General features: G+C 75.7%; 5 protein-coding genes. All 5 read left to right on the plus strand.

Features of this window, described 5'->3' with window-relative positions:
• Positions 1 to 195 precede the first annotated feature (195 nt).
• On the plus strand, positions 196 to 1,074 hold the full coding sequence (locus ACQP0P_RS22255) for a DUF4132 domain-containing protein (protein ID WP_433380226.1): 879 nt from the start codon (positions 196 to 198) through the stop codon (positions 1,072 to 1,074).
• The gene (locus tag ACQP0P_RS22260; protein ID WP_433380229.1) at positions 1,071 to 6,062 is read left to right on the plus strand and encodes a DNA-binding protein; all 4,992 of its coding nucleotides are present in this window, start codon (positions 1,071 to 1,073) and stop codon (positions 6,060 to 6,062) included. The genes ACQP0P_RS22255 and ACQP0P_RS22260 overlap by 4 nt, the downstream gene beginning before the upstream one ends.
• A gap of 139 nt (positions 6,063 to 6,201) precedes the next feature.
• On the plus strand, positions 6,202 to 7,389 hold the full coding sequence (locus ACQP0P_RS22265) for an ATP-binding protein (RefSeq protein ID WP_433380232.1): 1,188 nt from the start codon (positions 6,202 to 6,204) through the stop codon (positions 7,387 to 7,389).
• A complete protein-coding gene (locus tag ACQP0P_RS22270) occupies positions 7,386 to 11,057 on the plus strand; it encodes a vWA domain-containing protein (protein WP_433380235.1) in 3,672 nt (1,223 codons plus the stop codon). Before ACQP0P_RS22265 ends, ACQP0P_RS22270 begins: the two co-directional genes overlap by 4 nt.
• On the plus strand, positions 11,054 to 13,045 hold the full coding sequence (locus ACQP0P_RS22275; RefSeq protein WP_433380238.1) for a hypothetical protein: 1,992 nt from the start codon (positions 11,054 to 11,056) through the stop codon (positions 13,043 to 13,045). The genes ACQP0P_RS22270 and ACQP0P_RS22275 overlap by 4 nt, the downstream gene beginning before the upstream one ends.
• Positions 13,046 to 13,142: the final 97 nt, after the last annotated feature.

Raw genomic sequence — 13,142 nt, forward strand, 5'->3', positions numbered from 1 at the left:
CGAGCCCGGCCCGGATCCCACCTGCCCGGTTGTCTTCGGCATGGGCCGTCCGACGCCGGAGCCGTTCTGGCCCGGACCATGCCCGCCGGGTACGGGTTTGTCGGTCAGGGGCGTTAGCGTTCCGCGCATCACGGTCGCGGGTGGGGAGATCCCCGCGACCGTCGGCAATCCGTGCGTGGTGAGAGGCGGGATCCCTTGGGCTGGCTGGCGGCGGGCGACGGGTATGAGGTCGCTCTTGTGGAGGGCCGGGTGGCGGCGAGGGCCACCTCCGGTCGTGCGGCGGGACGGCGGCTGAAGTCGCTGCCCAAACAGGTGCGCGAGCATCCCGAGGTCGAGCGGCTGCGCCGCCTGGCCGAGTGGCTCGACCGGCACGAGGCCGCTTGCGTGGCACGGGTGGACGCCTGGATGGTGTCGTCCCTGCCCGTTCCCACCGAGCTGGTGGCCCGGGTGTGGCCGGACGAGGCGTGGCGGTCGGTGCTGCGCGACCTGGTGGTGGTCGGCGAAGACGAGGTGGGTTTCCTGCGGGACGTCACGGACTCCGGCGAGCTGCGCATTGTGAACCTGGACGGCGAGACCGTCCGGCTGTCCCCGGAGACGGTGACCCTGCCGCATCCGGTGCTGCTGCCGGATCTGGAGGAGCTGAGGGAGTTCGCTGCGGAGCTGGGCGTGACCCAGCGCGTCGAGCAGATCCACCGGGCGACCTGGGGCAGGCCGGTCGATCCCGCGGAGCCGGGAAAGTCCGGGGAGAAGGCCGCGGAGGTGAAGGAGTTCGCCGGGGGAAGGTTCGCCTCCCGGTTCGGCCTCGCCGCCCGCGCGACCTCGCTCGGCTACCGCGTTTCCGGTGGCTACGCCACCTGTGTGGTGCGCGACGCGGGGCGCAGCGCCGAGGCCGCAGTCTGGATCGGGGAGCCCTACTGGGACGGCGCGACCGAGACGGGCGACCTGACCTGGCACGACCGGAAGGGCAGGCGGCTGCCGTCGCGGGAGGTCGGCCCGGTGGCCTGGTCGGAGGGAATGCGCATGGCCGCGGCGCTGTACGCCGGCCGCGACGTCGAGAAGGGAACGAACGCGTGAGTCACCCCACGTCGTCGCCGGGCATCCCGGCGATTCAGCCGTCCGGGGAGCCGGAGCGGGCCGAAGTCACGGGCGCGGCCACGGCTCGGGAGTCGCTGGAGGCCGGGGCGGTCCTGCCGTCCGGCACGAGCGGGGGCGGCGAGCGGGCGGTGCCGCTGACCGCGCGCGCCTACCGGCACCCCGGGCTGGCGGACCGGGTGGTGGTGCGCCTGGTCGCCGAGGAACTGGGCGCCGCGGAGGATGCCGCGGCCCGCTTCCTCGGGCTGGAGCCGGACGGCGAGCCGGTCGTCGTCGGGGTGGGCCTGCGGCGCTCGCTCGGGTTCCCCGAGTGGGTGCTCGTGCATCACCCACGGGACGGCCACCACGCGCTCGCCCTGGTGCCGGAGCTGGACCGCGCGGGCAGGCAGGTGAAGTCCAAGCCGAAGGCCGCCCTCGACGCCTACCAGCGGCTCGCCACGCAGCTGGCCGGGGCCGTCCCGCACTTCCTGCCGACGTTCCTCGAACAGGCGGGCCGGGTGTTCCTCTCGGTGGAGAACACCGCCTATGCGGCGCAGCTGTTCACCCAGGCGCGCAGGGCCGAGGCCGAGCACGGACTGCCCGTCGACGAGGACCGGCTCGACGAGGTGTTCCTGGAGTTCGCGCTCGCGGGAGCCCTGCCGGTCAAGGCCCTGTCGGCGTACGCGAAGGAGCTGGCGGGCCGGGTGCCGGCTGGCGAGGCCCTGCGCAGGGTCCGTCGGCTGTGCGTGCGCCGCACGGCGGCCGGGCTGTCGCCGTCCGCGCAGATGGCCGCCGAGCTGCGTCGCCTGGCCAGGGCCGCCGGGCGCGACGCGGACGCCGAGGAGCAGGCGTACCTGGCGGACCTGCTCGGCCTGCCCGCCACCGCAGGGGCGCCGCCGGGCTGGTGGAAGGCGCATCGCCCCGCCCTGGTGGCCCTCGCCCGGAGGGAGCCCGCGATCCGCGGGACGCTGCTGAACATGATGCCCGCCAACGGCGACGGCGAGATGCCCGCCCTCTGGCTGGAGATGCTGGAGGCCTCGGGAGCCGTCGCGGGCCTGGGAGCGGACGAGGTGCCCGAGCGGGAGCGCCCCGCCGACGGCACGGCGGGCTGGCTCGGACGTTTTCTGGGCATCTGGAATCCGGGCCGGTGGTCCGGCTCGCGGCTGCCGGGCCTGTACACGCTGGTCGAGCGCGTGGCGGGACGGCTACGCACCGAGCTCGCCGGCACGGGCGGGGGCGTGCCGTTCAAGCCGGAACCCGACCTGCTCGACCTCCTGCTGTCGCTGGACGTCCCGGTCGCCGATCCGGGCGACGGCGTGGGTCTCTCGCTGGAATCCTGGGCCCGGAAGGAGGAGGGGCGCGACCTGCTCGCGCTGGCCGCCGACCCCCGGTTCCGGCCCGCGTTCCATCACGCCGCCTACCGGTTCTACGACGACACCGACGGGCGGCGTGCCGTGTGTCGCCTGGCGGCGTCACCCGGCGGCCGGACGATGCTGGCCGACTGGGTGGGCGAGGTCGCCCGGCGCTCGGTCGCCACCGGCCTGCCGCAGCTGCCCGACGCGCTCAGGCGGCTGACCTGGTTGCCCGGCGAGGCGCTGGTCCTCGCGAGGGAGAAGGTCGCCGAGGCGGTACGGGCCGATCTCGCCGCCGAACTCGCCAGGACGCTGCGCGGCGGACTCCTCGACGAGCTGGGCTGGCCGGCCTGGGAGGACGCGGTCGCCGATCTCGCCGGCCCGAAGGCCGTGCACGAGATCGAGGTCGCCGACGCCTGGCCGAACCTGATCGTCTCGGGTCCCTCCCAGGCCAGGGTCATCGGCCCGGAAGGGACCGTGCTCACCCACGACCTGCGCCCCGCCCCGGACGACGCCTGGGGAGATCCCGGCTTCCACCACGTCGACGGCGAGCTGCTCGTCTACTGGCACACCAACGGCGCGGGCGACGAACTGCGCGGATACTGGCACTCCTCGGCGGGGACGGTCCTGGCCCTGGAGGGGACGGGCGGCAAGTGGGAACTGGACGCCGACACGGTCACCCTGCCGCTGCCCGGCGGCGGGAGGGCCACGGGCGCCGGAGTGCTGTACCCGGGTGACAGCACGGTGCCCCGCAGGCGCCGGCTGATCGGGGATGGGACCTCGTTCTGGACATGGGACGGCGACGTCGAGCACTGGCGCGAGCACGACCCGTCCGGCATGGCGGACGGCAGACTGAGCACACCCGGGTTCCTCGCCGACGCGCTGAGCTCGGCACCGGCGGGCAGCACCTTCCAGGGAGGCTGGGTGCTGCCCTTCGAAGGAGAGGCGGCCCCGGCCGGCGTCCCGGTGGGCGGCCTGCTCGGCTGGCGGACGGTCCGGCTGCCCGACGGGTCGCTACGCGGTGAGGATCTGGCCGGTCGTGCCGTCACCCTGCGCGGCGGCCAGGGCGGCCCCGGGCGACCGTCGCGCGCGGTGACGTTCCCCGGCGACGACCGGCCGTGTGCCCTCGTCAGGAACCACCACGAGATCAAGCTCGTCGATCCTGAGGGCGCCGTCGTCGCGACGGCCTTGACGGACAGGGAGCCCGGCCCCTTCGCGGAGGGCACCGCGCTGCTGCCGCCCCCGCGTTACTGGCACCTCATGCGGGCCCGCGACCCGGAGGGCTCGCTGGCCCTGCGCGGGATCGACAGGGAGACGGCGGCGGCCCTGCTGAAGGCCGCGGGCTCCCTCGACTCCGCGCGGCTCGCGAACCCCGCCCAGTCAGGGCAGGCCCCGGGAGCCACCCGTTCGGCCCGGGAGGAGCTGTGCGAGCAGGTCCGCACGCTGCTGCCGGGACTCACCCACGACGCGCTCATCGCCGGAGTCGCCGGGGTGACGGCGTTCGCCGCCGCACAGCAGGCGAGCCTGGACGCGGCGGCGGCCAGGCTCGCCGGCGCACTCACGGGTGAGCAGGCGGAGCAGGAGCCGGACGGGCCCGGTGACCGGTTGCTCATCGAGGCACTCAACGGCCTCGGCGTCCCGGACGACCGCTGGTCGAGGGAAGAGCAGTACCGAGGGGTCTTCCGGCAGCTGCGGACGATCGGCCGTGAGCAACGGGTTCCCTCCGGCCCGACCGTCCGCCTTCATCCGGACGGCCAGGAACTCGCGCACTCCCGGCTGGGCTGGGAGCCACTGCTCCACCACTCGGCCGCGATCGCCTACCGGGCGGCGTCGGCGTTCGAACCGGAGCGGACGGAGGCGCTGCGGAGGCTGCTCTCCGAGATCGACACGCTCGGGCTGGCCTCCGCGGCCGAGCCCGCCTCGTGGCGTCGGCTCGTGGCGCATCTGGAGAGCGGCTGGCTCGACGACGTCAGGGGCAGATGGTACGACAGCCGCTGGCGCGGAGTGCTCTCACTGGAGGGGGGCGCCTTCATCGCCTTCCTGGAGGCCGTCCCGGAGAGCGGCGGCGGCTGCGGCTTCACGGGGCTCTTCCATGACCCGGCCGGCCGCTTCGAAGCCCCTTACCCCTACACCGTGCGTTCCCTGGGCCCGGTCGGCGAGGCCAGGCACGCGGGCTGGCTCGGAGAGTTCCTCGGGGAGCTCGCCGGACGCGGTCCCGCGCCCTGGCGGCCGGAGGGGGCCGAGGAGTTCGCGCGGCTCACCGGGGTCACCGCGACGACGGCCAGGCTGGTCGTCGCCGGGCTGCCGTACGTGGACACCTACCAGCGCAACTTCCTGCCCTCCGACGTGCGGACCGCGCTCGGCCTGAAGGCGGCGGAGGCCGCCGTCGCCAAGGACGAGTTGCGCCGGCTGGACGCCGACATCCGGCGCGAGGTCGTCGCCGCGCTGCTGCCCGAGAACCCGGCCGAGCTGTGGACCGACGGCCCGGACATCGCCGCCGCCGCGCGGGTGTGGAACGACAGAGTGGGGCGGCGCGCAGTCGTCCCGGAGTGGCTCCTCGGGGAGGCGGCCCGCGCGGTGCGCACCGGATGGGAGCCCGGCCGGGCACTGCCCGCCCTGCTCGACCCGGCCTCGGCGCCGGAGCTCAGCACCGACCTGCGCCGGCGGGTGAAGGGCGACCGTGTCTCCCCGGTCGACGGCGCCGGCCCCGGGTTCACCGAGTCCACGCTGGTCTCCACGGTCGCGCTGACCGCGTGGCTGGCCCACCGGCTGCCCCCGGGCGATGCCGTGCGCGCCGTGCTGCCGGCCGTGCTGGCCGCGGTCTCCGACCGGCTGGCGAACCCCGAGCTCCTGCTCGACCTGGGCCGCTACGTCGACCTCCCCGGATTCAGGAAGGTCGCCGGAGCCCCCACCGAGGTCGCCGAGGGCTGGGAACGCTACGGCGCGGTGATCATGGCCACCCATGACGACCAGCCCGCACCGGGCCTGCGCGTCTCCCTGCTCGACGCGTCGGGGAGCGATCCCTACCTGCCCGCCCTGCGGGCCCTGACCGGTGACCAGGGGCAGCCGTTCCCGGTCGAGACGGCACTGCGCACCGCCCGCGACCCGCGTTTCGAAGCGCTCCTCGCCGATCCCGGAGACCCCGTGGCGGGGGAGCGCGCGGCCGACGGCACCTGGTGGCCGCAGGATCCCTCCCGTTCGGTGCCCGCGCTGCTCTCCGAGGTCGCGGAGCGGTACGGGCTGGGCCAGGACGCCGCCACGCTCTACCTGGCGCTGCTCGCGATGCCGGACCCCACGGACAAGAACGTCACCCGGTGGACCGGATGGAAGCCCGCGCGGTTCAAGGCGGCCCGCGCCGAGCTGGCCGCCACCGACCTGGTGGTCGAGGCCGGCCGCGCCCGAGCCGGTCGCTCACTCTTCCTGCCGGGAGCCTGGACGGACCTCAAGGCTCCGAACCTCCCGCTCGAACAGTGGAAGCTCCCCATGTTCGACCTGATCAGCGCGGAGAGCGCGCCGCTCGGCGTGGCCGTTTCCATCGAACCCGCCGCCGATCTCTACGCCAGGGCGTGGCAGCGGGTCCGCGACGGAGACATCCCCCGATTCGAGGAGCTCCGCGTGCGGCGCGGCAGGCGCCGCTGAGGAGGGGCGGGCTCCGCCCCCGCGGACCGCTCACCAGGAACCACCGGTTCTCAACGGCCCGGTCGGCCGGAACGCGCATGGGCTCGCCCCGCGTGTTCCGGCCGACCGGGCAGTACGACAGACAGAAGGATCTCTCTCGATGACCATGACCGAACAGACGGTCCCCCCGGCGCCTTCCGACCGGCAGACGCTGCCGGCCGAGGAACGGCACGCTGCCGAGCTCGCCTTCCTCGCCGCCCACGACGACGGCCCCCGGCCCCCCGGCTGGTCGCTGACCCCGCGCGCGGTCGTCACGTTCGTCTGCGGCAGCGAGGGACAGACCCTCGAACTGCCCGGATCCCGGCCGGCGAGCGTGGGCGAAGGCCCCGATTCGCCCACCCGGCTCGCCGTCGCTCCCAAGTTCGTCGGCGAGCGCTCCCTGGTGGAACGCTGCGTGGTGACCCTCGCCGGTGAGCGCGGCCTGCTGCTGGTCGGTGAGCCCGGCACCGCCAAGTCGATGCTCTCCGAGCTTCTCGCGGTCGCCGTCTGCGGCACGAGCACGCTCACCGTGCAGGGCACCGCGGGCACCACCGAGGACGCCTTCCGCTACGGCTGGAACTACGCCCTGCTCCTGGCCCAGGGGCCGAGCCGCCAGGCGCTGGTCGACTCCCCGGTGCTGTCCGCCATGCGGTCCGGGCGGGTCGCCCGGATCGAGGAGATCACCCGCTGCCTGCCGGAGGTGCAGGACGCCCTGGTGTCGATCCTGTCCGACCGTCGCCTCAGCGTGCCCGAACTCGCCAGCACGCCCGACGCGCTGACGCCGGCGGCCCCGGGCTTCACCGTGATCGCCACGGCCAACCTGCGCGACCGGGGGGTCTCGGAGATGTCGGCGGCGCTCAAGCGCCGGTTCAACTTCGAGACGGTCGCCCCCATCGCCGACCCCGCCGCCGAGGCCGCCCTGGTGCGTGGACAGGCCACCGCCGTGGTGCGACGGGCCGGCGCGGCCTTCGGCGTCGACGACGCCGTGCTGGACGCCCTGGTCACCGTCTTCCGGGACCTGCGCTCCGGTCGCTCGGCCGAGGGCTGGGACGTGGAACGGCCGGGAACCGTGATGTCCACCGCCGAGGCGGTGCAGGTGGCGGCCTCCCTCGGGGTGGCGGCGGCCTACCTCCCCGGCGGGGACGTCCTCGACCTGGTGCCCGGCCACCTGCTCGGCGTGGTCCGCAAGGACGACCCGGCCGACCACGCGCGGCTGCTCGGCTACTGGGACGGCCCGGTGCGACGCCGCGCCGAGGACGGTTCCGCGATGTGGCGCCGCCTCTGGGACCTGCGGGAGAACCTGCGTTGACCGGCGATCGGCAGACGAGCGCGCAGGGCACGGGCGCGAGGGACGTGCATGCCCGGGGAACGACAGGTCAGGGCACCGGGGGGCCGGCCGGTCCCCACCCCCGGGAGGCGGTCGACGCGCTGGCCGGGGCCGCGCGGCCCTACCTGCTCGGCGTGCGCCACCACAGCCCCGCGCTGGCGACGGCGGTTCCGGCGCTGCTCGACGCCGCCGGAGCGGAGGTGGTCTGCGTTGAGTTGCCCGCCGACTTCCAGCCGTGGCTGGTCCACCTGGCGGATCCGGCCACCCTCGCGCCGGTCGCCCTCGCCGGGACGGGCGGTGACGGGCGGCTCGGGTTCTACCCGTTCGCCGACTTCTCGCCGGAGCTGGCCGCCATCCGCTGGGCGCGCGAACGCGGGGCCGAGGTGCTCTGCTGCGACCTCCCGCTCTCCGACTCCGGCTGGTCGGAGAGTGACCGGGCCCGGTCGGACGCCCGGCCGGACCCGGCGGAGGTGCCGCCGGTCAGGGCCTTCGCCGATGCCCTCACCGCCTCGGCCACGGGCAGGGAGGGGGACGACATGTGGGACCGCGCCGTCGAGGTGCTCGCCCCCGGGTGCCCGCCCGAGGCGGTACGCCGAGCGGCGCTGGGCGTCGGCTGGGCGCTGCGGCAGGACGCGGAGGCCTCGGGCGGAGTGCCGGCCGGTGACCTGGTCCGCGAGGCGCACATGCGCGGAGTGCTCGCGGGGGCCGTCGCCGGCGGCCGGCGGGTCGCCGCCGTGATCGGCGCTTTCCACGCCCCCGCCCTGGTCGCTCCCGATCAGGTGGTCCATGGGGGCGACATCGGCGCCTCCGGCACGCCGGTGGCCAAGGACCCCTCGCCCGCCACATCACTCGTTCCGTACGCCTTCGACCTGCTCGACGTCAGATCCGGCTACCCGGCGGGCATCCGTGACCCGCGCTGGCAGCAGGCGGTCCTCGCCGCGTGCGGCGATCCCGGGAAGATCAGGGACGCCGCCGCCCGTACGATCACCGAGCTCTGCCGCGAGCTGCGCGCCGCCGGGCACACGGCGGGCACCGGCGAGGCCGTGGAGGTGCTCCGGCTGGCCTGCGACCTGGCCCGGTTGCGCGGCCTGCCCGCGCCGGGGCGCGGCGAGCTGCTGGAGGCGGTGACGACGGTGCTCGGCCAGGGCGAACCCCTCGGGCGCGGCCGGGCGCTCGCCCGCGCCCTCGAGACGGTCCTCGTCGGCACCGAGCGCGGCAGGATCGCGCCGGGCACGCCCCGGTCCGGGCTCGGCCCCGCGGTCGAGGCCGAACTGGCGGAGCTGCGGCTGCCCCACCCCGGCGATCCAGGTCCCCGCGAGCTCCGCCTCGACCCGCTCCGCTCCGACCTGGACCGCCGCCGTGAGATCCTGCTGCAACGCCTGCTGGCGTGCGGAACCGGATACGGCCGGCCGACTGAGGTGGCGGGCACGGGCGATGCGACGGCAATCACCACCCGCTGGTCGCTCTCCTGGACCCCCTCGGTCGCCGCGCTGCTGGACCTGGCGGGCATCCGGGGCGTCACCGCGGCCCTGGCCGCCGCGGGGACGCTGCGCGAGACCTTCCGCGGGGAGTCCGCCGAGGGCGGCCCCACCTGCGCGGCGATTCTCACCGGACTGCGGGCCGCGGCCGCCTGCGATCTGCGGGACCTGGTCGCGGACCGCATCGAGGACGCCGCCGCCGTGCTCCCCGCCACCGCGGGGCTGCCCGACCTGCTCGAAGCCCTCGACCTGCTGGAGGCGCTGCGCCGCGAGCACCTTCCAGGAACCACGCCGGAGAGCCGTGAGCGGGCCGCGGGGCTGTTCGGCACCCTGCTGGAGGCCGCCGTACGGTCCCTGCCAGGCCTGGCCGGCAGTGACCGGCCCGAGGACGCGATCGCCCTGACGGCGCTCGCCACCCGCTCCGCCGAGCACCGGCTCGGCCTGCGTCTCGACGACGCGCTGGGCACGCTCGCGCGCACCGGCTCACCGCTCGTCCAGGGGGCCGCGCTCGCCGCCCGGGTCCTGCTCGACCTGGACACGCCCGGCACCCTCGGGGCCCGAGTCGCGGGATGGGTCGACGGCGCCACGGGCACGGAGGGGCGCCATCGCCTGTCCCGCGCGCTCGCCGGCCTGCTGGTCGCCGCGGGCCCGCTCCTGCAGTCGGCCGCCGAGGCCCTCGACCCGCTGCTCGACCGTGTCGACGGCCTCGGCGACCAGGGCTTCCTGGACCGCCTTCCCGCACTGCGCGGTGGTTTCGACACGCTCACCCCAGCGGCACGGGACCGGTTGCTGCGAGCCGTGACCGACCGTCTCGGCGACCGGCTCGACCTGGTACTGAGCGCCCCGCCCGAGATCCTGGCCCTTTGGACCGCCGCGGACGCCGCCGGGCTGGCCGCGCTGAACGCGCTGCGGCTCCGCGTGCCCGGCCTCTCCCCTCCGCCGGCCGAGGCGATCACGGTCGCCGGGGAGCCGGACTCCCCGGCCGTGCCCGCGGGAAGGACGGAGCCGGTGCTCCGGCCCGTACCCGCGGGCACGGGCCGGGAGGCCGCCTCGCGGCGACTCGCTCCGGCCGACCGGTGGCGGCTGCTCCTCGGCAGGGAGACCGGGCGACTGCCCGCCGACGCCAGGCGTTACGCGGACGCCCTGGACGAGCTGTACGGGATGGGGAGGGGAGAGGGAGCGGCCGAGGTCGGGCCCGGCGGCGACTGTGGCGGGCAGGGCGTGTCCTTCCCCTCCGCGCGCGAGTGGGCAGCGGAACTCGACGCCCTGTTCGGAACCGAGGTACGGGAGGAGGTACTGGCCCGTGCGGCCGACGGCGGGCGGACCGACGTACTGTCCGAGCTCGACCCCGACACGGTACGCCCGTCGATCGAGCTGCTGACCTCTGTCCTGTCCCTGGCGGGCGGGCTGCCCGAGCAGCGGCTGGCCCGGCTCCGTCCGCTGGTCCGCCGCCTGGTCGCCGAGCTGGCCGGGGAGCTGGCCACCCGGATGCGCCCGGCGCTCACCGGTCTGGCGACGCCACGTCCCACCCGCCGTCCCGGCGGCCGGCTCAACCTGCCCGCCACGCTCCGGGCCAACCTGGCGCACACCCGCAGGACCGGCGCCGGCAGGGTTCTCGTCGTCCCGGAGCGGCCGGTCTTCAGCACTCGGGTACGCAACGAGGCCGACTGGCGGCTGGTCTTCGTGGTCGACGTCTCGGGCTCGATGGAGGCCTCGGTGGTCTGGTCCGCGCTGACCGCGGCCGTCCTGGGAGGCGTTCCCACCCTCTCCACCCATTTCCTGGCCTTCTCCACCCAGGTGATCGACCTGACCGGCCGGGTCGCCGACCCGCTGTCCCTGCTGCTCGACGTGCGGGTCGGCGGCGGTACCCACATCGCCACCGGGCTCGCCCACGCGCGCTCCCTGGTCACCGTGCCGAGTCGCACGCTCGTTGTGGTGGTCAGCGACTTCGAGGAGGGCTACCCGCTCGGAGGGCTTCTCGGCGAGGTCCGCTCCCTCGTCTCCTCCGGTGTGCACCTGCTGGGCTGCGCAGCCCTGGACGACACCGGGGCCCCGCGCTACTCGGTGCCCGTCGCGCGTCAGCTCGTCGCGGCAGGGATGCCCGTCGCCGCACTCAGCCCGCTCGCCCTCGCCCGCTGGGTGGGCGACCGCCTCCGAGGAGAGACCCGTTGAACCTGCCGGCCCCCGCCTCCCCGGCCGGGCAACTGCCACCGGTGGAGCCGCATGTGATCGCCTCGGCGGTGGAGGACCTCACCCCCAGACTGCGGAAGAAGCTCGACGCGGCGATCGAGCGCTGCGCCGGGCTCGCCGTCACCGCCTCAGGGCAGATCGTCTCCATCAGCTGGGGCGAGGACGCGGTGGTCACCCTCACTCCGGGCCCTTCGGGGACGATCGCCGACCCCGGCGCGGCCCGATGCGGTTGCCTGCTCGCGCCCCGCTGCCTGCACCGCGCCGCCGTACTGAGCGCCTGCCCGATCGCGGCGGCCGACCTGCCCGAGACCTCCGAGCCGGTCGCCGGCGCATCACCCGGTTCGGACGCGCCCCTCGACCCGGTTCCCGGCCAGAAAACGGCCCAGGAAACGGTACAGAACACGACCGGGAGAGCCGCCCCGGAGGCCGGTCCCGGGTCCAGGCAGATGGCCGCCGCGGCCGGGTTGTGGGACGCCGCCGCCGCGGTGCTCGCAGGCGGGGTGCCCGGTGCCGGGGCGATACCCCAGGCGGAGCTGCTCCGCGCGGCCCACACCGCCAGGCTGGCGGGCCTGCACAGGGCCGAGGCCGCCGCCCTGCGCGTGGTGCGCGGCGTGCGTGCCGCTCGCGCACGCCATGACGGCCACCGCCTGGCCGACCTGGTCTCCGCGCTCGGGGAACTCCTGCTGACCGCGGGCAGGCTCGCCGCGGCCGACCCCGATCCGGCCCTGGTGGGAACCGCGCGCCGCGCCTACCGGCAGGGCGAGGCACTGAAGGTGTACGGGGTCTGCCGGGAACCGGTGATCAGCGCCACCGGCTACGGAGGGGTGGTCACCCACCTCGTCGCCGAGGACGGCCGCTGGTTCTCCGTCGCCGACGTCAGGCCCGGAGGATCGGCGCGTGCCCGCGGTGCCGCCACCGCCACGGTCGCGCTCGGCGCCGCGGCTCTCGACCACGCACGGCTGGCCAGAGGGGGACTGCTGATCTCCGGCGCGACGATCTCGCCCGAGGGCCGTCTCGGCGCGGGTCGCGGCGTGCGGGCCAACCCCGTCGCGGGCCTGTCCTGGTCGGCCTCACCGCTGGCGGACCTGTTCGCCAGGCCACTCGCCGAGACCGCCGGCGCGACATTCTCCGGGAACCCCTGGCACGATCCGCAGGACGGCGGGGGAGCGGGGCAGCCGGTCGGATGCGACCTGGTGATCGTCGGCGCCGAGGGAGACCGGGTGCTCGCCCGCGAGCTGCCGCCCCGTGCGGAGCCGGGGGGCGGAGCGGATGCGTTCCCCGCGTCCGCCGGACGTTCCGGCGCCGACGGCTCCCTCCGGGGACCGCTGGTCCGGCTCGCGCCGGCTGACTCCCATCCCGATCTGGCCCATGTCGCCAACCTGCGGCAGCTCGCGTCCAGGCCGGGGCTGAGGGTACGGGTGATCGGCAGGTTGGACCCCGACAGGGCCGCCACCCTGCGCCCGCTCGCGATCGGGCCGGTTCCCGGAGCCGGTCCGACGTTGCGCCTGCCCGCCGAGTGGATGGACCGCGCCGATCTCGGATACGACCGCCTGCGCGGTTCCCACCTCCCGTCTCGCGAGGACTGCCGGCCCTGGGAGGAGGCGGCCGAGGCCGGTACGGACCCGGTGGCGGCCGCACCCCTGTGGCGGGCGCGCCGCCTGGTGGAGCTGGCCGTCTCCGGCGGGCGGCGGGCGGTCGCGGAGTCCGCGCGGGGTGACTCCCTCGCCCAGCGGGCCGCGCTCCGCCGCGCGGGCTTCGCGACCGCCGCCGACCTCGTCGACGCGCTCACCGCGGAGGCCGACCGCCGCACCCGCGACGTGTTCGGCCGCCTGGCCGACTCCGGCGGCGACCGGTACGCCTGGACGTGGCTCGCCGCCGCCGTCCATCTCACGGCCACGGAACGGGCACTGGTCCGGGGGTCCTGGTACGACGGCCGCGCCCGATGTGCTCCCGGAGAGCGGGCCGGATGACACCCGTATCAGGATCTGTGGTGCTTCCCGGTGTTCGGCCGCCCTCCGGGAGACCCCTCGCGGGTGCGGGCAGGAAGAATCGGATCAAGAAATGTCG

The organism is Streptosporangium sp. CA-115845 (genome assembly GCF_050943795.1).
Classification (GTDB): domain Bacteria; phylum Actinomycetota; class Actinomycetes; order Streptosporangiales; family Streptosporangiaceae; genus Streptosporangium.